Source organism: Labrenzia sp. C1B70, assembly GCF_000475395.1.
Classification (GTDB): Bacteria; Pseudomonadota; Alphaproteobacteria; order Rhizobiales; family Stappiaceae; genus Roseibium; species Roseibium algicola.
Genome location: NZ_AXCE01000012.1, coordinates 167,053 through 190,471 on the forward strand (window position 1 = coordinate 167,053; position 23,419 = coordinate 190,471).

Annotated in this window: 27 protein-coding genes and 1 riboswitch; of the genes, 14 read left to right on the plus strand and 13 right to left on the minus strand. The window is 58.3% G+C overall.

Translation table 11 applies throughout. From position 1 onward, the window contains the following. Positions 1–106 precede the first annotated feature (106 nt). From Q666_RS49080 to Q666_RS65920, 5 genes are read right to left on the minus strand one after another with little or no spacing between them, the layout of a single operon-like run. Positions 107–1,168 (minus strand): iron ABC transporter permease, encoded by a 1,062-nt coding sequence (locus Q666_RS49080; protein WP_023000997.1) that lies wholly within the window; start codon positions 1,166–1,168, stop codon positions 107–109. 53 nt (positions 1,169–1,221) lie between these two features. Beyond that, the gene (locus tag Q666_RS49085) at positions 1,222–2,157 is read right to left on the minus strand and encodes an ABC transporter substrate-binding protein (RefSeq protein ID WP_023000996.1); all 936 of its coding nucleotides are present in this window, start codon (positions 2,155–2,157) and stop codon (positions 1,222–1,224) included. Between the two features lie 17 nt (positions 2,158–2,174). Then, on the minus strand, positions 2,175–2,948 hold the full coding sequence (locus Q666_RS49090) for an ABC transporter ATP-binding protein (protein WP_023000995.1): 774 nt from the start codon (positions 2,946–2,948) through the stop codon (positions 2,175–2,177). Then, entirely contained in the window at positions 2,945–3,349 is a 405-nt protein-coding gene (locus tag Q666_RS0133320; protein ID WP_031269287.1) for a DUF1636 family protein, read from the minus strand. The genes Q666_RS49090 and Q666_RS0133320 overlap by 4 nt, the downstream gene beginning before the upstream one ends. Beyond that, complete coding sequence (locus Q666_RS65920; RefSeq protein WP_152533347.1) at positions 3,339–3,617, minus strand: hypothetical protein; 279 nt, start codon at positions 3,615–3,617, stop codon at positions 3,339–3,341. The genes Q666_RS0133320 and Q666_RS65920 overlap by 11 nt, the downstream gene beginning before the upstream one ends. Positions 3,618–3,723: 106 nt before the next feature. After that, a riboswitch (cobalamin riboswitch) is annotated at positions 3,724–3,937 on the minus strand. 143 nt (positions 3,938–4,080) lie between these two features. Between Q666_RS65920 and Q666_RS49095 the strand changes: the two genes are divergently transcribed. Both Q666_RS49095 and Q666_RS49100 read left to right on the plus strand, forming a co-directional pair. Further along, the gene (locus Q666_RS49095; RefSeq protein ID WP_023000993.1) at positions 4,081–6,165 is read left to right on the plus strand and encodes a S9 family peptidase; all 2,085 of its coding nucleotides are present in this window, start codon (positions 4,081–4,083) and stop codon (positions 6,163–6,165) included. A gap of 204 nt (positions 6,166–6,369) precedes the next feature. Beyond that, a complete protein-coding gene (locus tag Q666_RS49100; protein WP_023000992.1) occupies positions 6,370–6,768 on the plus strand; it encodes a hypothetical protein in 399 nt (132 codons plus the stop codon). Between the two features lie 4 nt (positions 6,769–6,772). Here the strand turns inward: Q666_RS49100 and Q666_RS49105 are convergent, their stop codons facing one another. Continuing rightward, positions 6,773–7,699 (minus strand): LysR family transcriptional regulator, encoded by a 927-nt coding sequence (locus Q666_RS49105; RefSeq protein WP_023000991.1) that lies wholly within the window; start codon positions 7,697–7,699, stop codon positions 6,773–6,775. Between the two features lie 99 nt (positions 7,700–7,798). On the opposite strand from Q666_RS49105, the gene Q666_RS49110 reads away from it, so the two are divergent. Genes Q666_RS49110 through Q666_RS49120 form a run of 3 tightly spaced genes read left to right on the plus strand, consistent with a single transcriptional unit; the run spans position 7,799 to position 8,724 of the window. Beyond that, complete coding sequence (locus tag Q666_RS49110; protein WP_023000990.1) at positions 7,799–8,107, plus strand: putative quinol monooxygenase; 309 nt, start codon at positions 7,799–7,801, stop codon at positions 8,105–8,107. A gap of 6 nt (positions 8,108–8,113) precedes the next feature. Further along, positions 8,114–8,332, plus strand: coding sequence for a DUF2798 domain-containing protein (locus Q666_RS49115; RefSeq protein WP_023000989.1), 219 nt, complete (start codon positions 8,114–8,116; stop codon positions 8,330–8,332). 17 nt (positions 8,333–8,349) lie between these two features. After that, on the plus strand, positions 8,350–8,724 hold the full coding sequence (locus Q666_RS49120) for a RidA family protein (protein WP_023000988.1): 375 nt from the start codon (positions 8,350–8,352) through the stop codon (positions 8,722–8,724). Positions 8,725–8,919: 195 nt separating this feature from the next. Here Q666_RS49120 and Q666_RS49125 read toward each other — a convergent pair whose 3' ends face one another. From Q666_RS49125 to Q666_RS49140, 4 genes are all read right to left on the minus strand, one after another. Then, a complete protein-coding gene (locus Q666_RS49125; protein ID WP_023000987.1) occupies positions 8,920–9,411 on the minus strand; it encodes a GNAT family N-acetyltransferase in 492 nt (163 codons plus the stop codon). Between the two features lie 28 nt (positions 9,412–9,439). Continuing rightward, positions 9,440–10,372, minus strand: coding sequence for a cytochrome c (locus tag Q666_RS49130; protein WP_023000986.1), 933 nt, complete (start codon positions 10,370–10,372; stop codon positions 9,440–9,442). Positions 10,373–10,515: 143 nt separating this feature from the next. Then, positions 10,516–10,971 (minus strand): cytochrome c, encoded by a 456-nt coding sequence (locus tag Q666_RS49135; RefSeq protein WP_023000985.1) that lies wholly within the window; start codon positions 10,969–10,971, stop codon positions 10,516–10,518. A gap of 206 nt (positions 10,972–11,177) precedes the next feature. Then, entirely contained in the window at positions 11,178–11,780 is a 603-nt protein-coding gene (locus tag Q666_RS49140; protein WP_023000984.1) for a superoxide dismutase, read from the minus strand. A 791-nt stretch (positions 11,781–12,571) separates the two neighbouring features. Here Q666_RS49140 and Q666_RS49145 point away from each other — a divergent pair. Then, positions 12,572–13,750, plus strand: coding sequence for a YbfB/YjiJ family MFS transporter (locus Q666_RS49145; protein ID WP_023000983.1), 1,179 nt, complete (start codon positions 12,572–12,574; stop codon positions 13,748–13,750). 10 nt (positions 13,751–13,760) lie between these two features. On the opposite strand, the gene Q666_RS49150 is transcribed toward Q666_RS49145, so the two are convergent. Continuing rightward, positions 13,761–14,618 carry a branched-chain amino acid aminotransferase gene (locus tag Q666_RS49150; protein WP_031269285.1) on the minus strand — a complete coding sequence of 286 codons (858 nt, stop codon included), beginning with the start codon at positions 14,616–14,618 and terminating at the stop codon, positions 13,761–13,763. A 314-nt stretch (positions 14,619–14,932) separates the two neighbouring features. On the opposite strand from Q666_RS49150, the gene Q666_RS49155 reads away from it, so the two are divergent. From Q666_RS49155 to Q666_RS49175, 5 genes are all read left to right on the plus strand, one after another. Further along, positions 14,933–15,367 carry a VOC family protein gene (locus tag Q666_RS49155; protein ID WP_023000981.1) on the plus strand — a complete coding sequence of 145 codons (435 nt, stop codon included), beginning with the start codon at positions 14,933–14,935 and terminating at the stop codon, positions 15,365–15,367. A gap of 121 nt (positions 15,368–15,488) precedes the next feature. Further along, complete coding sequence (locus tag Q666_RS49160; RefSeq protein ID WP_023000980.1) at positions 15,489–16,151, plus strand: haloacid dehalogenase type II; 663 nt, start codon at positions 15,489–15,491, stop codon at positions 16,149–16,151. A gap of 322 nt (positions 16,152–16,473) precedes the next feature. Beyond that, entirely contained in the window at positions 16,474–17,580 is a 1,107-nt protein-coding gene (gene dctP / locus Q666_RS49165) for a TRAP transporter substrate-binding protein DctP (RefSeq protein WP_023000978.1), read from the plus strand. A gap of 96 nt (positions 17,581–17,676) precedes the next feature. Continuing rightward, positions 17,677–19,011 carry a TRAP transporter small permease subunit gene (locus Q666_RS49170; RefSeq protein ID WP_023000977.1) on the plus strand — a complete coding sequence of 445 codons (1,335 nt, stop codon included), beginning with the start codon at positions 17,677–17,679 and terminating at the stop codon, positions 19,009–19,011. A 3-nt stretch (positions 19,012–19,014) separates the two neighbouring features. After that, the gene (locus tag Q666_RS49175) at positions 19,015–20,370 is read left to right on the plus strand and encodes a TRAP transporter large permease subunit (protein WP_023000976.1); all 1,356 of its coding nucleotides are present in this window, start codon (positions 19,015–19,017) and stop codon (positions 20,368–20,370) included. Positions 20,371–20,477: 107 nt separating this feature from the next. On the opposite strand, the gene Q666_RS49180 is transcribed toward Q666_RS49175, so the two are convergent. Next, positions 20,478–21,233, minus strand: coding sequence for an outer membrane beta-barrel protein (locus Q666_RS49180; RefSeq protein WP_023000975.1), 756 nt, complete (start codon positions 21,231–21,233; stop codon positions 20,478–20,480). A gap of 180 nt (positions 21,234–21,413) precedes the next feature. Between Q666_RS49180 and Q666_RS49185 the strand changes: the two genes are divergently transcribed. Next, entirely contained in the window at positions 21,414–21,995 is a 582-nt protein-coding gene (locus Q666_RS49185) for a hypothetical protein (RefSeq protein ID WP_023000974.1), read from the plus strand. 345 nt (positions 21,996–22,340) lie between these two features. Beyond that, the gene (locus Q666_RS49190) at positions 22,341–22,562 is read left to right on the plus strand and encodes a helix-turn-helix transcriptional regulator (protein ID WP_023000973.1); all 222 of its coding nucleotides are present in this window, start codon (positions 22,341–22,343) and stop codon (positions 22,560–22,562) included. Here Q666_RS49190 and Q666_RS49195 read toward each other — a convergent pair. After that, positions 22,559–22,945: a YkvA family protein gene (locus Q666_RS49195; RefSeq protein ID WP_023000972.1), complete on the minus strand. Its 387-nt coding sequence runs from the start codon at positions 22,943–22,945 to the stop codon at positions 22,559–22,561. The two genes, Q666_RS49190 and Q666_RS49195, sit on opposite strands and share 4 nt — an antisense overlap. Before the next feature lie 202 nt (positions 22,946–23,147). On the opposite strand from Q666_RS49195, the gene Q666_RS49200 reads away from it, so the two are divergent. Further along, complete coding sequence (locus Q666_RS49200) at positions 23,148–23,417, plus strand: hypothetical protein (protein WP_077292599.1); 270 nt, start codon at positions 23,148–23,150, stop codon at positions 23,415–23,417. The last annotated feature ends 2 nt before the right edge of the window (positions 23,418–23,419 follow it).

A 23,419-nucleotide genomic window follows, 5' to 3' on the forward strand; every position in this document is an offset into this window, starting at 1 on the left:
TGATGGAAACCGTCGAGATCTGCCACAACGAACCTTGAGCCTCGCTCTGACCAGCGACCATTCAACCAGGACCGGCTGAACGGCCGAAAGCGGTCCGTGCGAGGTACTAGTGTGCCTGACCCGTGCGGGAGCGCAGGAGGAGCACGAAGAAAATGCCGCCAATCAGCCCGGTGACAATGCCGATAGGCATATCCTCGGGGGACAGGAGCGTTCGTGCGATGATGTCCGCCCAGATCAGAAAGATTGCGCCAAGCATCATCGATGCCGGCAGAACCCGGCTATAATTGCCCCCTACCAGGAAGCGGGCAATATGCGGCACCATCAGCCCGACAAAGCCGATGATGCCTGAAAAGGCTACCATCACACCGGTGATCAGAGCTCCCAGCACAAACACCGTGAGACGGAACCGGGCAACCGGAATGCCGAGCGTCGACGCGGTTTCATCGCCGATGGTCATCGCATTGAGATCGGCAGACCGCAGCAGAAAATACGGCGCCACCAGCAGCAGAATGCCAAGCGGAAACGGCAGCTGAGCCCATTGGGCAAGACCGAGACCGCCCAGCATCCAGAAGACAACCGTATGCGTTGCCCTCGGATCGCCCAGGAAAATCAGGATATTGGCGATCGCCATGATGATGAAGGACACGGCCACACCGGCCAGCACCAGCCGGTCGGCACTGGTTGCAGATGCAAACCGCGTCACCCCGAGCACCAGAAAAGTTGCCGCCAACGCACCGGCGAATGCCATCAGCGGAACGGTCATCAGCCCCAGGAAAAGACCAGTATGCAACAGCGCAAGAATGGCGCCAGCCGCTGCACCGGACGAAATGCCGAGCAGATGCGGATCGGCCAGGGGATTGCGCGTGACGGATTGCAGGGCGGCGCCGACAACGGCCAGACCAGCACCGACAAACCCGGCCAGCAGCGCCCGCGGAAACCGGATCTCCCAGACGATAGCCTCCCGGCCCTTGGACCAGTCCACGTCGAAATAGCCGGGCACCACGCCGTTGACGAGGACCTTGAAGACAGTGCTACCCGGGATCGGCACCGCACCTGCACCGATGGCGGCTACAATGGAAACAGCCAGCACCAGCACGCCGGCCAGAAGCAATACCCCATTCCCACGCAACCGGCGCAGGCCAGCGCTTTTGGCCGTGAGCAGGCTCATGCCGGTCTATCGTTTCTGCCTGCAACGGCAGTTCGAAGCATCTTCTGCAAGGCTCACTCTCCCCAGAACGCTTCGGTGAGCTTTCCGATGGCCTTGAGGTTCCGCGGCCCCGGGGTTGCCTCGACATAGTCCAGCACGACAAAACGGTCGTTCTTGACGGCTGCAATATTGGCCAGGGCGGGATTGTGTTTCATGAAGTCGCGTTTCTGATCAGCCGTCACTTCGCCGTAGTTGACGATCACGACCATGTCCGGGTCTTTTTCCACCACGGTTTCCCAGTCGACGGTCGCCCAGCTCTTTTCAAAATCGTCCATCACGTTGACGCCGCCGGCTGCCTCGATAAGCGCTGTCGGCATGGCATATCGTCCGGCGGTGAAGGGTTTGTCCTCGCCGCTGTCGTAGACAAAGACCCGCAGCGGATCTTCACCAGCAGGCACCGTTGCCGCGATCCGGTCCAGCTCCAGCTTGTAGGCCGCAACAAGATCGTGAGCTGTGTCTTCAACACCGAAGATTTTTCCGAGGTTGAGGAGGTCGTTATAGAGATCCTGCAGAGACGCCTTCGGCTTGTCGCCGATATGAATGCAGGATTCGGTCAGCTCGTAGACCTTGATGCCGAACGGCTCCAGCGTTTCAGGCGTCACTTCACCGCCCACCTTCATGCCGTAGTTCCAGCCGGCGAAGAAGAAATCGGCGTCGGCCCCGATCAGCACTTCCTTGCTCGGATATTTCGACGCGAGTTCGGGAAGTTCGGCAACGCCCTCACGCATTTCCGCGTCCAGCGTCTTCCAGCCTGAAATGCCGGTATACCCAACCATGCGGTCGCGCAGGCCAAGTACCAGCATCATCTCGGTCAGGTTGACGTCATTCGAAACGGCTGCTTTGGGCGGCGTGTCGAAGGTCACCGTGCGGTTGCAGCTTTCCACGGTCGTTTGCGCAATTGCCGGTACAGACAGAAAGGTGAGCGCGAGGCCCAGGGCAATTTTTTTCATTTTAAGTCTCCAGAAATTCAAAGATGGAAGGTCAGGTAGCGCTCGCGGCTGGCAGACAGTTGCTCCAGTCTGACCTGTACCGAATAGGCTTGCTCAATGTTGCCGGGGGTCAGCACCGTCTCCGGCATTCCCTGGGCAACCAGTCGGCCCTCATGCAACAGCAAGACCTTGTCGCAGACACGGCTTGCCAGGTTGAGGTCGTGCAAGCTGGTGACAATGGTAATGTCCAGATCGGCAATCAGCTCGACGATCTCGAGCTGATGACGGATGTCCAGATGGTTCGTCGGCTCATCCAGCACCAGAAGCCTTGGTTCTTGCGCCAGCGCCCGGGCCACCATCACCCGTTGCCTTTCCCCTCCTGACAATGTGCCGAAGGCTCTTTTTGCATAGGACAGCAGATCCATTTTCCCGAGACAGTCATCGACGATCTCGGCGTCCCGCTTGCCTGCGCCGGCAATACCGGTTGCATGGGGACGCCGACCGAGTGTGACGATCTCGCGCACGGTCAAGGCAAAGTCGGTCGGCTGCTCCTGAAGCACGGCGGCGATCGTTTTGGCGGCCTCTCTGGCACTGATGTGCCAGAGATCCGTGCCATCCAGAAGGATTTCGCCCGTTTTCGGTTTCAGGAAGCGATAGAGCAGCCGCAACAGGGTGGATTTGCCGGCACCGTTGGCACCGGCAATTCCAAGAACCTCACCGGCAGGCAGACCGAAGCTGAGCGGATGCAGAATGGTTTTGCCCTGCCCCGTCTTCCAGCTGACCTCCCGGACAAACAGATCGACCCCTGTCATGAGAACGCCGTCCCGTCTGCTTCTGAAACGATCATCGCTGCCGGAAGCCGGCCTTGCGATGCGCTCCAGCGCTTGCCGTGGCTTTCCTCGGTCACCTCGCATCCATTTTCAATCTGGCGATACCGATTGGCGTAGTCGACCAGGTCGTCGATGTCCGTATCGTCCTCAATGTCCCCAAAGAGGTAGATCGCCTTGTCGGTGGCCTTGAATGCCAGCGTGCAAGGTCTCGAACAGCTCTCCATGTCGGCTGTTCCACTGATTTCGAATTCGTCTCCAACGACAGGCACTGCCTGTGCCATTGCACTCTTCAGCTTGCAGATCAGCCCATATCCGGGATGGCAAGTCTGCCCATTGTGACGACAGGTCGTGCAGACAAATATCTTGTGCGGATCATTGCTCATGACGCGCCTCCACGGCTTCTGCCAGTGAACCGACAGGAGGCTGCGGAAAAGCAAAGGCATTGCTTTCCTCGTTGCACTGGGCACGGCCGGATCGGGTACGTTTGGAACAATCACCATGTAATGTTATTACATTACCTATATTCTCGCTGACAACAGATTTTTGCAGCCCATCGGGAACCATCGCGCGTGCTGCGCGCGTCGCCAGCGGATCAGCCTCGGTCAGGAGGTTGGCAAGTCTTGAGAATTCAGCAGAAAATTTCCGGTTCATATCGCCCTCCGCGATTTCGCGGGGCAGTCAGGAACCGAATGTGCAACTTTGCCGGCAGGTGCCGATTGGCCATGTCACTCACTCCTCCGGGGCACCCCGCCCGGGTTAAGGTTTAAGGTGAAATGGCAGGTCTCCTGACTTGCGGGTCATTGCTTGCCTGATCCTTCCCGGGGTCTCCCCAGTGGCGCTTTCAGGTTTGCTCACCGCTCACAGTTGCGGGGGCAGTCACGGATTTGCAGCCTTTCGGGCTCGTCGCACCGTGTTCCCTTTTAATCCCGGTCCGGAGTTCGGAGTCGGGAACCATCTCTTCCTAAGTGCGCGAACGCCTGAAAAATGTCAAAGACTTTTGCGGGTCGCTGCTCTTGTCTGAAAGCACGACAGGATTGCCTGAAAGCGGAAACGCCCAGCCGCCTCGCCAGTATTGACCCTTGCCTTCAAGGCTCAAAAATCTTACCTCCGATCCATGAAACAGGATGCCCTTCCCCCGCGCGCCGCAGCGCGCCCCCTCACCCTTGAGACCCACGGCATTACCCGCCAGGACGACTTCGCCTGGCTGAGGGCGGACAACTGGCAGGAGGTCATGAAGGACCCGTCCGTGCTGGATGCCGACATCCGCAGCTATCTGGAAGCGGAAAATGCCTATCACGAAGCGCAGATGGCACCGACAAAGGCTCTGCAGGAGAAGCTTTTTGCGGAAATGCGCGGCCGCATCAAGGAAGACGACAGCTCGGTTCCTGCGCCCGACGGGCCCTTCGCTTACGGCCTCAAGTATGAAACCGGCGGCCAGCAACCGGTTTTCTTTCGCACCCCGCGTGACGGCGGCGCGGAAACGGTTCTTCTCCATGGCGACAAGGAAGCCGAAGGAACGGCATATTTCCGGATCGGCGGCGTCAGCCAGTCGACGGATCACAAGCTCATCGCCTGGGCCTATGACGACAAGGGCTCGGAATATTATTCACTGAAGCTGCGCGACGCCCAGTCTGCCAAGGATTTCGACTACGCCATCGAGGACACGGGCGGCGGCGGCGTCTTCTCGGAAGACAGCCGCTATGTGTTCTACGTTCGCCTCGACGCCAACCACCGGCCCTCGAAACTCTTCCGTCACGAAGTCGGTTCCGATCCGGCGAGCGACGTTCTCGTCTACGAGGAAAAGGATGCCGGCTTCTTCATGGGCGTCGGCAAGACCCAGTCCGGCGACACGATCGTCATCGACATTCACGATCACGAGACCTCCGAAGTCTGGATGATCCCGGCCACCGACCCGACCGCCGAACCGGTGCTTGTCGCAGAGCGCGAGACCGGTATCGAGTACTCCATCGACGATCACGGCGACACACTCTACATCCTGACCAACGCAGGCGGCGCCGAGGACTTCAAAATCGTCACTGCGCCGAAAGGCACTCCCGGCCGCGAAAACTGGTCCGATCTTGTGCCCCACAAGGCAGGATGCCTGATCCTGTCGCATTGCGTCTACAAGTCCTTCATGACGCGGCTGGAGCGCGAAGACGGCTTGCCGCGCATCGTGATCCGACGGCTTGCAGACAACATCGAGCACTCCATCGCCTTCGACGAGGAAGCCTATTCGCTCGGCCTTGGCGGCGGCTACGAGTTCGACACGAGCACGATCCGCTTCACCTATTCCTCGATGACAACGCCGTCGCAGACCTTCGACTACAATGTCGAGACCCGCGAGCGTATTCTGCGCAAGGAACAGGAAGTGCCTTCCGGCCATGATGCGGACGACTACGTCACCCGCCGGTTGATGGCTCCCGCAGCCGACGGCGAAACCGTGCCGGTGTCTGTGCTCTACCGCAAGGACACCAGGCTCGACGGCTCCGCACCTCTGCTGCTTTACGGCTATGGTTCCTACGGCATCACCATTCCGGCGAGCTTCAACACCAACTGCCTGTCGCTGGTCGACCGGGGGTTCGTCTACGCCATCGCCCATATTCGCGGCGGCAAGGACAAGGGCTTCCATTGGTACAAGGATGGGCGGCGCGAGAACAAGAAGAATACCTTCACCGACTTCATAGCCGCGGCAGACCATCTTGTTGCGGAAAACTTCACCTCGCACCATCGCATCGTCGCTCAGGGCGGCTCGGCCGGCGGCATGCTGATGGGGGCGATTGCCAATCTGGCACCGGAAAAATTCGGCGGCATCATTGCCGAAGTTCCGTTTGTCGACGTTCTGTCGACCATGCTGGACGACACGCTGCCGCTCACGCCGCCGGAATGGCCGGAATGGGGCAACCCCATCACGGACAAGGCAGCCTACGATTACATCGCGTCCTACTCGCCCTATGACAACGTCGAGGCAAAGGCCTATCCGGCCATCCTGGCGGTAGGCGGATTGACCGATCCGCGCGTGACCTACTGGGAGCCGGCCAAATGGGTTGCCAAGCTGCGGGCAACCGGCACAGGTGACAAGCTGCTGATGCTGAAAACCAACATGGAAGCCGGTCATGGCGGCGCTTCCGGCCGTTTCGACCGGCTGAAGGAAGTCGCCGAAACCCAGGCCTTTGCCCTTTTGGTGACCGACAAGGCCTGACACCTCGTCAGACCCGAGGATTTTCCGGGCGTGCGGAGCAGTTCGCACGCCCGGGAACCTAAATTCCTTTCACACGCCCTTGCGGGTACCACCCGAGCGAACGTGACTTGATTTTGACCAAGTCTTCGGCTCATGTGAGAGTTGTTGCAAATCAATCAATTGAACGGTCCTGGACCGTACCGATGCTGTTCACTGGAGCCCGTGATGACCTGCTACCGCACACTTCCGCACCGCCTTGCTGATGGGCTGAAAAAGGGGTTGCGCCTGGTTCCGGTCATGGCCGCCACGCTGAGCCTTGCCGCATGCCAGTCCTACGACACGACCGGCGGCAATGTGGTGGAAACGCTGCTGTTCTCCCCCACATTCACCAAGAACCGGCAGGACATTCCCAGCACCTACAACACAGCTTATGACTGCCGCACCTTTACCGGCAGCGGCTGGAAAGGCATTGCCGGTGGCAAGGTCTTCAATTTCAGCCAGAAATACATCATTTCCCAGGCCGGTTGCTTCAAGACTCAAGGCGAATGCAACGCATGGCTTGCGGTCATGTCCAGCTACATAGATCAGCCGCGCTACATCCGCTGCAATCCCTACACAGCGTAGGACATCAAGCGGATCTTGCAGGATCACGCTGGACGACAGTTCCCTGAAACACGGGAAGCGCTGCCATGAACGGTTCCATGTAATCAAGCAGGCAGCGCGCCCGGGCGTTGAGCAGCCGCCCGGTGGGCCATACCGCAAAGATATCCCGTTGCTGCCCTTGCCAGTCTGCGAGCACAGGTGTGAGGCGGCCTGAAATCAGGTCATCGGAAATCTCGCTCACAGGCAACAGTGCGAGCCCGTGACCGTCGCCGGCCAGCTGCCGGGCAAGACTGATGTCATCGACAACAACACGTGCATCGACAGGCACGGTTTCGCGGCAGCCTGTTTCCCGATTTGTCAGTTGCCATTGCGGAAGCGTGGACACCCGCACCACCTTGTGCCGGCCGATCTGGTCCGGACTTTCCGGGGCACCCGCCTGTTCAAGATAAGCAGGCGCCGCAACGAGAACCGTTGCCACCACCCCGAGGCGCTTCTGGTAAAGCCGCTCATCGGTCTGGGGTCCGGCTCGGAGGGCAATATCGACCTTGTGTTCCAGCAGATCCTTGTTCTCGTTGCTAAGCGTCAGCGTCAGCTGGATCTCCGGAAAGGTCTTGAGAAATTCCGACCACATGGGCTGCAGGATGCCGATGGAAATATTGGTGGGCGCCGCCACCTTCAACGCTCCCCGAAGACCGTGCAGATCGGTGCTTAACCCGTCCAATGTCGTCTCAGCGTTTTGAACCAGGTCGGCAAAGGCCTCGAAATACGCTTCACCCGCCACCGTCAGATCGAACTTCCGCGCGGAGCGGAAGACCAACTGCGTGCCTATGGTTTCCTCCAGCTTCGCCAGGCGCCGGGTCACCGTTGCCGGAGGCAATCCGAGATGCGCGGCAGCCTTTGCCAGGCTTCGATTGCGCGCGATATGAACAAACAAGGCGATGTCGTCGAGCATGATTTCATTTTCAAAATTTAAACTCTCATTATTCGATATAGATTGAGATTAGAGAAATCAATAAGTCTGTCTTCGTCCTTAAACGCAACGGAGACACTCATGGGCAATTACTTCATCAGCGCTGGTATCGAACTGCAACAGGGTGCGGAGCGGACCAGGGCAGAGACGGAACTGCGCCGACTTGTGGCGGAAACCCAACACGAACCCGGCTGCAATTTCTTTGAAATCCGGCAGAACCTGCAGGATCCCGACAAGTTCACCCTTTGGGAGAGCTGGACAGACAAGGACGCCCTGGCTGCCCATTTCGAAATGCCGCACACCAAGGCCTATCTCGCGCAGAACCTGACACAGGTCAGCTACATTGAAGAACTGGGCGAAATCGGCACCAGCGAAGCGATCAAAAGGTAGTCAGTCATGAAGAACCGATTGATCGCGACGTTGCTGATGTCGCTGGGTCTGTCGCTCTTGATGTCGTGCTGGGTCACATTCCTGAACCTCGGCTGGAGCGACAGGTTCTTCTGGCAATGGATGAATGCCTTTCGCCTGGCATGGCCCGCCGCTGCCGTCATCGCCTTCTTTCTTGGCCCGCCCGTGCAAAAGGCAACGCTGTTCCTTTCAGCCCGCCTGCCGTAATCAGAAAAGGAAAAACGATGCCTCTTGCCCGACAGAATTTCGAGGAACTGGGCCTGCCGGCAGGCCCCTATACTCACGCCGTTCGGCATGGACAGACAGTCTATACATCCGGTTTCACAGCTTTCGGCACACCTGCTCAGGCCGATTCGGCCGGCCCGCAAATCAGGGCAGTGTTCGCTCAACTGAACACTATCGCCGCCTACTACGGAAGATCACTGAAAGATCTGGTGAAAGTAACCGTGTTCGTCACCGACATGACCGACTTGCCTGAAATCCGGTCAGCCCTTGCAGAACTCTATGAAAATGAGGTTCCTGCTAGCTCACTGGTCTGTGTTGCCGCACTGTTTCACCCACAGCTGAGGGTCGAAGTTGAAGCGATCATTGCAACCTGATCGATGAACGACTTGCAACCGGATTGAGAAATACGTATTATCCCTTAGTTGAATAGCAATGGACCGGCTCTACAACTTTCTGGAGATACGCGTTCCAATTTCTCGAATAACTGTGCACGGGCAAAACGACCCAATAATAAAAAGCGAAACTTGACCACCTGCTCGCAGGTGGTTTTGTTTGAAAGCGTCAGTTGTTTACCCGTTCAGTTGCTTTCTGAAGAAAACCGTCTCCAGGATCGGCGTATCGTAATAGGCGCCAACTTGCTCAAACCCCGCGGCTTCATAGAGCTTGATGGCACCCGTCATGCTTGGCAGCGTGTCCAGCAGCATCTCCCGGTAGCCGGCGGCAACCGCCGCTGCGATTACAGCCTCCACCAGCGCACCACCAACACCCTTGCCGCGTCCGTCCGGCAGGACGTAAAGCCGCTTCATTTCACACGCACCGTCTTTTCCGAACGCCCGCAGGCCAACACAACCGAGAACCGAGCCCTCCTCATCCTTCGCCAGGAAAAGCGCCCCGGACGGCGGCGCGTATTTCCCCGGCAGACCTGCAAGCTCTTCTTCAAAGCCCTGGTAGGAAAGGTCGATGCCGAGCCAGTCGACATAGGCCCGAAACAGGTGCCGGATCGGCGCCAGGTCGTTTTCGGTTGAAACGGGTACGATCGAAATTTGCTGCGATTGAATCATGGAATGACAAAAGGTCCGCGTGGTGTCGTCAGTTGGCTGTCGGCGCAACGGGCGGGATGGCTTTCAGGTAGGCGGCGATCGCTTCACGATCACTGGCAGGAAGCTTGGCCATGTTTTCCTGAACATGCACCATTTCACCACCGACGGAATCGTATTCAGGCGTGAAGCCGCTTTCCAGATAATAGGCAATATCGCTTGCGCTCCAACTGCCGAAACCACCGTCTACCGGCGTAATGTCCGGAATACGGCCTTCTCCTGTGGGAGCCGGTGCGCCACCGAGCCATTTCGCCAGATCCAGTCCCCCTGCAAGATTTCGAGCCGTGTGGCATTCACCGCAGTGGCCGGGCCCTTCCACCAGATACCGCCCGCGGTCCCAAAGGGCAGCGTCGACCTCGTTCCCGCTTGAAGGGGCGGCTATGACGGGTGACGGATCCAGGAACAGCCGTTTCCACAGCCCCAACCCCCGACGGATATTGAACGGGAAACCGAGCTCATGAGGTGGCGTCTTGCCGTTGACGGACGGCAGCGTTTTCATGAAGGCAAATAGATTGCCGATGTCTTCGCCAGACATGCGGGCATAGGAAGTGTAAGGGAACGCCGGGTAATAGTTTCGCCCGTCCGGCGATGTGCCATGCGTCATGGCATTGGCGAAATCAGCAAGCGACCAGGCTCCGATACCGTCTGCCGTGCTGGACGAAATATTCGGGGCAACAAACACCCCGAACGGCGTCTCCAGGCGAAGGCCTCCGCCAAGCTTCAGCTTGTCGTCTCCTGCAGCATCCTTGGCCGCATGGCAGGAAGTGCAACCGCCGGCCCAGAAAACAAGTTCCCCTTGCGACGCATCCCCTTCCGCAATGGCGGCAAGCTGGGCTTCGCTCAGCTTCGTCGGCGCGGACAGGAACCAACCCGCACCTGCCGCAACAACGGCAAGAACGACGAGGACGATGACAGCCTTTTTCATGAGGTCTCCCTGGGTCTTCCTGGCACCGAAACGCCAAAACAGCGGCTCTTCAACCCGGACAGGGTGAAAAGCCGCTGATCTGTCTCACAGTCTGGAGCCTGCCTGTTGCAGTCTGTGTGCGGTAGACCCCGGAATGCCGCCGGTCAGTTTTTCTTACGGTAAGTTTCGTGGCACGATTTGCAAGAGCCGAACACGGGGCCCATCGCAGCCTTGAAAGCCTCGACATCCGCAGGACCGTCCTTGCCGGATGCTTCGAAGGCTTTTGAAGTCGCGTCCGCAAACTTGGCCAGCTCAGCGGAAAATCCGTCCGGATTTTCCCAAATGGCGGCAGCGGCACCGGTTTCACCCTGATCGGAACCTGCAGGGAAATAGTCTCCGAATGTCAGGGCTGCTGCATTCATCGTTGCGATGGCAGCCTTACCGGCAGCAGGAGAATAGGCGATCTCCCCTTTCATCAGGCCACCACCGAGCCCGGCGGCCGCGCCGACCGACGACATGATGGCCTGCCGGGTCGCAATCGGATCGTCAGACGCCTGAGCAATGGAACCGGCAAGGCCAATCCCGGCCGCAAGACCCAATACAACAGCCGATTTGATCATTCGCATCGTTCTCTCCCTCTCGTGGAAATTGCCTTCGGCAATGATTCACCAGTGCGAGTACAGCCCATGTACCGCTCGGTCTGAAAATCACGGTCGCGTGAAGTGCGCCATGTTCGGTGAACACAGCGTCAACGCTGACGAAACAGCCAAACAAAAAACCCCGGCCTTTCCAGGCCGGGGTTTCGCAAAACGGGATGTTTCCCGAATTACTTCGTTGCAGCTTCGTACATTTCCAGCACGTAGTCCCAGTTGACCATGCTGTCGATGAAAGCTTCGAGGTACTTCGGACGCGCATTGCGGTAGTCAATGTAATAGGAGTGTTCCCACACATCGCAGCCGAGAATCGGCGCTGCGCCGTGTACCAGCGGGTTTTCACCATTCGGGGTCTTCATGATTTCCAGCTTGCCGTCCTTGACTGCGAGCCAGGCCCAACCGGAGCCGAACTGGCCAACACCGGCGGCGATGAAGTCGGCGCGGAACTTGTCGAAACCACCAAGATCACTGTCGATAGCGGAAGCCAGCGCACCCGGAAGCGAGCTGCCGCCACCGTCTTTCTTCATCCACTTCCAGAAGTGAATGTGGTTGTAGTGCTGACCGGCATTATTGAACAGCGGAGCGTTCTTGCCGAAGCTTTCCTTCACGATTTCTTCCAGGGACTTGCCTTCCAGGCCGCTGCCGGCGAGCAGCTCGTTGCCTTTTGTGACATAGGCCTGGTGGTGCTTGTCGTGGTGAAACTCGAGAGTTTCAGCAGACATGTAAGGGGCCAGCGCGTCATATGCATACGGCAGGTCAGGCAATTCGAAAGACATGACAAACTCCTTAAAAGGTCGGTGACCGGCGGCGACATGCCTGCCTCAAGAATGAATGCAGGAACGGCCGCGTCGAGCGGCAAAATAGGATTGCTGGGCCGTCACGGCAAGCGCCGATCCCCAAAATAAAGAAATTTTTTCTTTTTATTTTAGGACGTACGATCTGCCATTGACACTTCCCACGAGGGGAACGCGTCCACACGGCTGCAGTTGCGCCGCTCACGGAAATGTGATCAGTAATTTTCGAAAGAAAAGCATCGTTATTTATAACGAAAACACTTTAACAATATAGAATTATATAATAATAACAATCTTATTTCGATCATTATCTAATGTATATCTAGAATGATATTAAATAGAAATCTTCACTTCTTTTCTCAAGAAAAATTCTCCTCGCTACCACCATCACCTCTCAGGCCAGTCTCTGAAACGGCGTTTCTCTTGGAGAATGCTAAAACAACTGGAGTTGATGATGTAACGACAAGACCTGCGACTACCCGAACAGTTGCTACGGTGGAGCATGGCTCATTGCGACTGTATCCATAAGGCCTGCATGACCCGGGCTCCCGGTTCCAAGGTCCAGTCGGTGCGAACCAATGCCCTGCGAAAGGCAATGCGCACCAATACTCGGCTTGTCGCCCCTGGTGTCCGCACCGGAAACTGATCGCCTTCACCCTGCCCTGCACCAACCCTACTTCAACGTGTTCCTGGAAATGACAAAGCAGAGAGATCGTGCAAGATAGCAACGACTGCATGTCAGTTTTCAGCTATCGCCTGACGACCGGAACCCCATGTCACCCATCTCGCGCTCTCCTGCCGCATTGGCTTTCGGTGGTCTGCTCGCCCTTGCTGCCGCGATGGGCATTGGCCGGTTCGTCTATACCCCGATCCTGCCCTTCATGACCGACGGCCTGCAGTTGCCACCTGATGATGCCGGCCTGATCGCGTCCGCAAATTTTCTCGGATATCTGGCCGGAGCTCTTGCCGGCGCCTCAAGGTCCCTGCCCGGTAATCCCCGGCTATGGTTTCTCGGTGGGCTTCTTGCCAGCGCCCTGACCAGTGCCGCCATGGCGCTGACCACTTCCCTGTCTCTGTTTCTGTTGATCCGCTTCGCCAGCGGCGTCGCAAGCGCCTTTGCGCTGGTCTTTTCAACCAGCCTGATCCTGGAGCGGCTGACGGCAGCCGGTCGCGGCGGCTTGAGCGCCCTCCACTTTGCCGGGGTCGGCTGCGGCATTTCCTTTTCCGCTGTTCTGGTTGCCCTCCTGGCGCATCTGGGGGTAGACTGGCGTGGGCTCTGGCTGGCCAGTGGCGCTGCCACGCTTTGCTTTCTTCTGGTGGCTGCATTTCTGGTGCCGTCCGAGCCGTCTCCCCAGCCAGTCACCACACCTGCGCAAAGCTCCCCCGACGAAGCCCCTGCATCTCCGTTTGGCTCTGCCAGTCGCATCCGCCTCATTCTGGCCTACGGTCTGTTCGGTTTCGGCTATGTCATCACCGCAACCTTCGTCAATACGATCGCACGCGCCAATCCGGCGCTTCAATCAACCGAAGCCTTCGTCTGGTTGACAGTTGGGCTGTGCGCGGCACCTTCAATTTACGTCTGGAACAGGATTGCCGCCCGCATGGGCACTCGAAAGGGCTTCGCTCTTGCCTGCGTGCTGGAAGCGGCAGGGGTTGCCTTGACGGCGGTGAGCACAGCGCCTGCGCTCTTCCTCTTCGGAGCAGCGCTCCTCGGGGCAACCTTCATGGGTATCACCGCGCTTGGCCTGATGGAGGCACGGCGCGAAGTCAGCCGGGACGGACCGGCAGCAATCCGTCAGATGCTTGCGGTACTGACGGCAAGCTTTGGAGTCGGGCAGATGGCCGGGCCCTGGGTTGCCGGTCAGATGCACCATCTGACCGGGTCCTTTACTGCTTCATCCCTGGCAGCCGCCGCGGCGCTTGTGGTAGCCGCGGCTCTGGTCGTCAGATGACACTCTCCACTCAGGCGTGGGAGAATTCCCAGTAGAGCTCTCTTGCGCGAGCCGCGATCGGACCCGGCTGCAGGTCGCGTTCCTCGATCCGCTTGACCGGCGTTACCTTGCTGTAGTTCCCGGTCGAGAAAATCTCGTCGGCTTCCAGGAATTCGCCATAGTCCATGGTGCGCTCGAAAACGTCATAGCCAACGGACCGCAGCAGCTGAATGACGCGCTGACGGGTAATGCCGTTCAGGAAGGTGCCGTTGGGAACCGGCGTGTGTACCTTGCCTTCCTTGGCCATGAAGATATTGGCCGATGTCAGTTCAGCGACATTGCCCAGCATATCGCGAACGACCGCGTTGTCGAAGCCGCGCCCCTTGGCCTCCAGCATCGCTCTCGCATTGTTGGGATAAAGGCAGCCGGCCTTGGCGTTGACAGGCATGCATTCAACAGTCGGACGGCGGAATGGAGACAGCGTGATGCTCATCGCCGCATCCTTGGGTGCCATCGGCGCATCGAACAGGCACAGGCAGAACCGCGTGCTGTCCGGATCGCCCACGATCACCCCGGGTCCGTCACTTTCGACCCAGTACATGGGCTTGACGTAGATCTGCTGGTCACCACCGAATTTGGCGCAGCCTTCCTTGGTGAGCTCGACCATTTCACCAACCTTCATGGTCGGCTTCATGCCCAGCGCCACGGCACTGTCGTTGACGCGTTTGCAGTGGAGATCGATGTCCGGCATCACACTTTCAAAGAAGCGGGCGCCGTCAAAAACGCTGGAACCGAGCCAGGAAGCATGTGTGCGCGGGCCCATGATCGGCGGATTGCCCTCGTGCCAAGTCCCGTCGATCCAGGTCCAGGTGTCACTCCATCCGCTCATGTCTCTTCCCTTTTCTGCGCTGCGGTTGTGCAGTCTGTCCGCCGAAACAACACCGCTCATCCCGGCAGGTCAATAGCTTACCGCGAAATTGAGGAAAGTTGCTGTCATTCTTCGCAAGATACGGTGATATCAGGATGAAAATCACCAAAACACCCACTTGAGCGACATCAATTTTTCAAGTCGGGTTCTGCAATGACAAGATGTGGATCCCCTCACCGACCTTTGGCTTGGAAACAATGCCCCCGCCCTCGGACCATTGACTCTCGTCACACAAAGTTCACTATATGTTCCCGCTACAATTTTGGGAGTTCAGGATGGAACAGCGCATTTCCGTGACGACGCTCGTGGTTGAAGACGTTGCCGAGGCACGCCGCTTCTTCGAAGACGGCCTGGGATGGCAGGTTCATTCCTCGCCGGGCCCAGAAGTGGTCTTTTTCCAGGTTCCCGGCAGTGTATTTGCCCTGTATGGCCGCGCCTCCCTGGAAGAGGAAATTGGACGCTCTGTTACCGGCAGCCCCACCGGTGCGGTGACGCTCGCCTGGAACGGCAGGTCGGAAGCCGAGGTGGACGCAAGCTTCCTGAAGGCGCTCGCCGCGGGTGCCCGATCGGTCAAGGAACCCCAGAAAGCCTTCTGGGGCGGGTATTCCTCTTACGTGGAAGTCCCCGGCGGTCACCTGCTCGAGATAGCCTATAACCCGTTTTGGCCGGTGGAAGAGGATGGCGCAATCACCCTGCCTCCAGTCCAATAGCAGGGCACAATTGTTGTATAAGTCCTGCCTGCGACCTTTGTCGCAGATAGCTGCGCTTGACGCAGGAGGCCGCAGGCTGTTCTCTTCCGCGGTTTCGTGAAAGGGCTTGGAGGTCTTGAAGATGGCGCATGCAGCTTACGTGTTCGATGCGTATGGAACCTTGTTCGATGTGCATGCCGCCGTCCGCAAACATGCGGAGAAGCTCGGACCGGATGCCCAGAGACTGTCGTCTCTCTGGCGGGAAAAGCAGCTTGAATATTCCTGGGTGCGCGCCCTCATGGGCAAGTATCTGGACTTCTGGGAACTGACCCAGCAAGGCCTGGACACCGCATTCGCCCTGGTGCCTTCCGCTGACAAGTCGTTGCGCGAAGATCTTCTCAGCGCCTACTGGGAACTTGATTGTTACCCGGAAGTGCCGCAGGTGCTGACCAACCTCAAGGCAACCGGCGCTAAAATCGCGATCCTGTCCAACGGATCTCCGGCCATGCTCGAAGCTGCCGCCAAGGCCGCCGGGTTGACGGAACTTTTCGACGAGATCTTTTCCGTCGACGCGCTTCGAACCTTCAAGACCGATCCGCAGGTCTATGAAATGGTCACGACCCATTTCCGGATCTATCCGGAAGAGGTTTCCTTCCAGTCTTCAAACCGTTGGGATATTGCCGGTGCTACCGCATTCGGGTTCCGTACCGTGTGGATGAACCGGATGGGCATGCCTGACGAATATCCGGACCTTTCTCCCAAGGCGGTTCTGGCGGATCTGACAGGGCTCGCCACACTCGGCTGACCTGACACCACTTCCCTTCAGGAAGTGGAGACAGCGCCAGCTTTGTGTTTCTCTATTTTCAAAACAGTTCCGGCCATTTTTTCCAAAAAGGAAAAGATGTTTTGAGCGTCCGGCAAGGTTGCAGGATTCTGTAAGTGTAATATCCTTCCCTTGGTTGGGAGGAAAAGAAGAGCGACAGACTTCCTCGAGGTCATCCCGAACCAGTTACAAAACAACTGCTTAAGAACACAAACAGCTGGTTTGTCTCCGCGAAGAAGAAGGGGCGTTGAAACACTCCCCGCGCGAGCGCTCATTTGCTCCCAGACCTATTTGGGAGGATACCATGAAACAACTTACGACACGCAGGCAGGCCCTGCGGACGCTCGCAGGTGCCGGCACGGTCGGAGCAGCGACACTCGCTGCGCCGCATATCGCTTCGGCACAAGGCCAGACGACGACCTGGAAAATCCAGACGTCCTGGCCAGGCGGTGCCGGTTTGCAGATCTTCAAGGACTGGTGCGCAACCATTGCCGAAAAGACAGGCGGGGAGCTCGCCTTCCAGCCATTCGGCGCCAACGACGTCGTGGGCGATTTCCAGCTGTTCGACGCCGTCAAGAACGGCGTTCTGGACGCGGTCAACCCGTTCACGATCTATGCGCAGGGCATCATCCCCGCGGCCACCTTCCTGACGAGTTATCCGCTCGGTATGCGCAACCCGCACGAATGGGACGTGTTCTACTATTCCCTTGGCGGTCTTGAGATCGCCCGTGAACTCTACGCCGCACAGAACATGATGTTTGTCGGACCGGTGCATCACGGCCCCAACATCATCCACTCCAAGGTGCCGATCCGCTCCATCGATGACTTCCGCGGCCGCAAGATGCGCCTGCCCGGCGGCATGGTCGCCGAAGTCTTCACCGAGATCGGCGCGGAAACGACGGTGCTTCCGGGATCGGAAATTTTCCCCGCACTTGAAAAAGGCACCATCGACGTCGCCGATTATGTTGGTCCGGCGGTCAACTATGCCCTCGGTTTCAGCCAGGTCACCAAATACATCTCAATGGGCCCTCCGGGCTTCATGTCGCTGTATCAGCCGGTCGACCTTATGGACATCACCGTCGGCATGGATGCCTGGAATGCGCTCAGCCCGCAGATGCAGCAGTTCGTCGAGATGGAAACACACGTCTATTCCGACATGCACCATGCAGCCATCCAGAAGGCAGACCAGGAAGCCTGGGCGAAGTTCGAGGCCGACGGCACCGAAATCACCCGGCTCAGCCAGGACGATGTCGAACTGATGACCGAAGTCGCCGTTCCGATCTGGTTCAACTATGCGAACCGGGACAAGGACAGCGCGCGCCTCTTCAAGATTCAGCTCGACTACATGATGTCCGGTTCACTCGGCTACGTCACGCCGGAGCAGGTCGAAGGCCTCGAACTCGACCTCTGATCCCAGACGACGTCTCGGGAAACGGACCCGCGCGGCCAGCCGCGCGGGTCCTGTTCAACTCAACAGGGGCTTGTTTCCCCTGGGGAAGGGAGAGGCATGCCTCATCTGGACTTTACCCTGCCGCACTGGGCCTATTGGCTGGGGCTGATCATCTTTCCGCTGATCGCCGCTGCCCTTGCCAAGCGGCCTAAGCCGACTGAACGGCGCTACTCGCTGGTGCTCGGCTATTTCATTCTTGTCACCGGCGGCATCCTGGGCCTGCATCGGCTTTACCTGAAAAGCCTGATCGGGCTGGTCTATATCCCGGTGTTCGTGCTGATCCTCTACGCCAACGCGCAAAGCCAGGATGCGCGCGCGGTTGTCTCGGACATGGCCAACGCAGTGCGACAGGCGGAGCGGACGCTCGAGCGCGAAGGCGAAAGGGTGAAGACCGCAGAGGCCGATCTTCCTGCCTTGCGCCAAAAGCTCGCCGAGGCGGAAGCGCAGGCCGAAGAAGGCAGCTTTGCCAAGCGCCGCGCGGAAAGGGATGTCCAGCGCGCCGAACAACGTGTCGAACAGGGCAAGACCCGGGTTGCCGAGGCCGAGGCAACTCTGGAGACCGCCCGCCCGGCTGCCGTAACAGCTCGCGAAACCCTCGATTTCTGGGGCAATGTTGCCAAGTACGCCTTCTGGCTCCTGCTTGCAGGTGTGGCGGTCGACGCACTCCTCCTGCCCCGACTGGTTTCCAAAGCAAACGAAAACCTGCCACCGGACCCGGAACTCAGCGAGGCGGAAAAGAAGCTCAAGGAGCTGGAAGAAGCCGAGCGCAAGGACGATGCGGATCACGTCTCTTCCGGCTGGACCGGCTGGATTGACCGGCTCTCGCTCTACTGTGGCGAGTTTGTCAGCTACTGGGCGGTGATCGCCGTTCTTGTCTACTACTTCGAGGTCATGAGCCGCTACGTCTTCGGCAGCCCGACCAACTGGGCTCACGAGGCGATGTACCTCATGTTCGGTATGCAGTACCTGATCGCCGGTTCCTACGCCATGCTGACGGAATCCCACGTACGGGTCGATGTCTTCTATGCGCCGCTGTCGCCGCGCCGCAAGGCAATTGTCGATCTACTGACATCCGTCTTCTTCTTCATCTTCGCCGGCACCCTGCTGGTGACTTCGTGGATCTTCGCCTTCGATGCCATCGCGGTTCCCTCCGGCAACTCGCTGGTATCTGACTGGGCACGCGGTGAAATCGGCTTCAGCGATGTCGTTGCAAGCTGGAACCTGGCCCAATGGACCGATCCGAACATCCGCTGGGGCGAAATCAGCTTCAACGAATGGGAAGTGCCGCTCTGGCCAATGAAGTGGGTCATGGTGCTCGGCGGGTTGCTGCTGGTGCTCCAGGGAATTTCCAAATTCGCGCAGGACATCCGCGCAGTGATGGGCAGGGCTTGATCGATGGGACTTGAAATCGGAATCGAGTGGCTGACACTCATCATGTTCGGCTCGCTGCTGGTCCTCTTGATGGCAGGGCTGCCGCTGGCCTTCGTTACGGGAGGGCTCGCCTGTGTGTTCCTGTTCGTCCTGGGTGACGAGCGGGCGCTCAACATCGTGCCGTCGCGCATCTTTCCGCTGATGACCAACTACCAGCTATCGGCAATCCCGCTGTTCATATTCATGGCATCGATGCTGGAACGAGCCGGCATCATTAACGACATGTTCGATGTCATCTACAAGGTGCTTGGCGGCGTGAAGGGCGGCCTGGCGGCTGCCACCATCATCGCCTCCACCGTACTGGCGGCCATGGTGGGTGTCATCGGGGCGGCTGTTGTCACCATGGGCATCATCGCCCTGCCCGCCATGCTGAAGCGAAACTACGATCCGAAGATCGCCATGGGCTCGATCATGGCCGGCGGAACGCTTGGCATCCTGATCCCGCCGTCGATCCTGGCAATCATCTACGCCGTCGTGGCCGAACAGTCCGTTGGTGAGCTCTTCATCGGCGCGGTCATTCCCGGCCTGCTGCTGTCCGGGCTCTACATCCTTTATGTGATCGTCAGCTGCATGATCGACCCCAGAAAAGGCCCGCCGATCCCGGAGGAAGAACGTATTCCTTTCAAGGAAAAGGTCCGGCTGCTGTCGAACATGTCCGCTCCGATCGCGCTGATCGTGATCGTGCTGGGCGTGATCTTCACCGGCGTCGCAACTCCGGTGGAAGCAGCCGGCATCGGCACCTTCGGCGCCATTGTCGTGGCCGCCATCCACCGCAATCTCGATTGGCAGACACTGCGCGAAGCCTCGCTGACCACCTTGAAGGCTTCGGCCATGGTGATATGGATCATGTTCGGCGCGACCATCTTCGTTGGTCTCTATGTACTGGAAGGCGGTCAACAGTTCGTGCAAGGCGCGCTGGAAGCCACCGGCCTCGGCCCCTGGGGCATTCTGATCATCATGCAGATCGTGCTTGTCGTCCTGGGCATGTTCCTGGACTGGGTCGGCATCCTGCTCCTGTGCGTGCCGATCTTCGTGCCGATCATCAAGGCGCTCGGAGCGGCGTCCTTCGGGCTCGACAGCCCGGACGATCTGGTGCTGTGGTTCGGTGTTCTCTATCTGGTGAACATGCAGATGAGCTTCCTGTCACCACCGTTCGGTTACGCACTCTTCTACCTGCGAGGCGTCGCTCCGGCGGACATTCCGATGACAGACATCTTCAAGTCTGCCCTGCCCTTCCTGGCGCTTCAGGTGCTTGGACTGGCATTGTGCATGCTGTTCCCCGGACTGATCACCTGGTTGCCGAACCTGGTCTACGGATAACAGAGCCCACAAAGACAAAGGGAAACGGCTGCGCTCAGTGGGAAAAGCGCAGCCGTTCCATGCTGCCGGACAAATTGCCCGACAGGGTTGGCTTGTCAGGAGACAGATCAGAACGAACGGGAGAGCCCGATCATGAGCCGATGGTTACCGGCCGTCCGATCTACCTTCGTACCGCCATATCCGGCCTTCTCGTCCAGGATACCGGTCATCGAGTAGTCGGCCCTGAGATGCCACGCATCCGTTACCGCAACCTCGACACCCCCGCCGATCACCGGACCGATCGAAACGGAGTTTCTCTCCGTCCCGTTCGCCTTTAGGCTGTGTTCTGTCGCAGCAATACCGAGGCTGAGATAAGGCATCACGTTGTTGATCGGCACGCCGACCCGGGCCTTGGCATTGATCGTCCACTTGGATCCTGTCTCGATGGTGCCCAGCGTCGGATGGTTGCCTTTTTCACGGCCGCCGAGATAGGCCGCACCGCCTTCGACACCCAAGACGAAGCGGGAAACTTCCCAGTTGTAGCCGCCGAAAAGACCGAACGCTGCGTCGACCCTTGAAAAATCCTTCGATCGACCGCCTGATTTGACGTCTGTCACGGTCTGCGAAACACCTGCTTCAAAGCCGAGATAAGGCCCAGCCCAGAGCGACTGTGGCGCTTGCGAATAGACAGGAGCGTCAAAAGTTTCCAGATCGGCAGCACTCGCCCCAACGACAAGCACACCAAGAACGGCGCACAGAACCAGCGGCTCCAACAGCCAGTGGCTCCGCAGAACACGCCTGATCACGCCGGCGCGTTGCCTGGAGCGACCGCGCCCGATGGCCGGCGGCGCACGAAAAACATAATTGGCAAAGGAACTTACCATCAGTGATCTCACTTCATGTATGACAATCTCATCGCCTCACAAATTCAAAAAATTAATGTAAAACGATAATTTGAAAATTGATTGCAATAATTTTTTTGTCAATAGCAATGTTTTTGAATTTGTGTTTTCCCGACAGATGAACTAGATACGATGCCGCAATGACACGATGCGGAGTAACCGATGAGCGAACTTGAATGGGCGGAACGGGAGAAGCGGCTGACGCGGATCCGTCGTGTATCCGCGTTCATGAAATGGGCCGTCACCATCATTCTGTTGATCCTGCTGGGTCTGGGCGTGGTCGTCACGATCGGTATCGCCCTGCCGAACGAGTTGATGATCGGTGCGCAAGAAACATTTGATGTCGCCGATACCGAACGCATGCTGGGTGACATTCCGCAGGTGCAGCGCATCGGAATATCCATACTGGCAGCCATTGCCTTCAGTCTGCTGCTGGCGGTGGGCTGGAACATCCGCCAGGTCTTCAAGCGGTTTCAGAAAATGGAGTTCTTCTCGCCGAAGACGCTTGCAAACGTGTTTTCCTTCGGCATCTGGCTTATCGTGTTCGCGGTCTTCGACCTGATCAGCGATCCGATCGGCTCGGTCCTCCTGACCTATGACTTTCCCCCGGGCCAGCGCACCGTCGACATCAGTCTGGACGGTGGCGAGATCTTCTTTCTCGTCCTTGGTGCCTTGATGCTGCTGTTCGGCTGGATCCTTCGCGAGGCTGCCCTGATTGCAGACGAGAACCAGCAGTTCATTTGAGGTGATCATGGAGCGTTGCGAATGCTGAACATCAATGGCGTTGCCTATGTCCGGCAACTCGGCCTCATGCACGGTGGCACCGAGGTGGGCAGATGTCTTCAGCCCCCGCACCTTCTCTCAGCCTTTGCAAGCAACAAGGCTCCCCGTCATCCACGGCCAGTCGCGTTTGCGCGCCGGAAGCTTTCACAAGAACAAAGGATTGTTGACGCCGTGGCTGATGGCAGTGAAATATCAGGCATGATTCTCGGGACACTCATGCCTTGCTCATCTCTCTCTTGCGTAAGGCCGTCCAGCTCGCAGAAGAAAATCGAAAAATAAGCAAGCGACAGCGCCGGGGGTCCCTTCATGCCCATCATCATTGAACTGGACGTAATGCTCGCCCGCAGGAAGATGCGGTCCAAGGAGCTTGCCGAACGCATTGGCATCACCGAGCAGAATGTTTCGCTGCTCAAGTCCGGAAAAGTGAAGGGTGTCCGTTTCGAGACCCTGGAAAAGATCTGCGACGTGCTCGACTGCCAACCCGGCGACATTCTGATTTACGAGCCCGAAAAAACTCCGGAAGATTAGACAGAAACTAGCCGCCAGAACCACAAAAGTGCAGCCAACGCCGCACCGATCCAGATCAGTAGAACCAGGACTGCCGCCATTTTGCTGGCAGGCAGCTTTTCCGATCTCCTGTCAGCTTCCACCCGGCAGTCCTCCATCACCTGCGGTGGAATGAGCTTCACCACCAGGTAGATGCCGAGCGGCACGAGAAGCAGATCGTCGAGATATCCGATCACCGGAATGAAATCCGGAATCAGGTCAATGGGTGACAGAGCATAGGCTGCGGTTGCGATGGCCAGGGCCTTCACATACCAGGGAACCCTCGGATCCCTTCCAGCCAGATAAAGGGCATGGAGATCTCGCTTGATGCGCTTTGCCCAGGTCTTGATGGTGTCCTTCAGCATGTCAGCCCGCGTGAATTGGAGACAGTCCCTGCGACACGGCAGGCCCTGGGCGGTGTCGGCCGGAAGGTCATCGGGCCCGAAACACCTTCCAGTCCTGCGCAAGCTACGCTGCCTAGAACATCCTCCGTAATTTCAACAGGTCCGACGGAGCGAGCGGTCTTTAGCCATGACGCGATCAAATTCCCCCCTTGAAGGCAGGCCGGTGCCTGCAACAAGAGCGCGGCTGCGATCAGGCAAGCTGCTCAATCTCGACAGCACGCACCTGAGCGAATGCACGCTTTACGACCTTGAGAACGGCGACATCGGCATCGTCGTTCAGGACCCGGACCTGCCGGTGCCGGACCGGGTGCTGATCGATGACGACAAGGAACTGACCCGGGTCTTTACGGAAATCCGTTGGCGCATGGGTCCTTACCTCTTCGGCATGTACCTGGAACCACCGGTCCCGGTGAGCAAGTTCCAGGATACCTGACG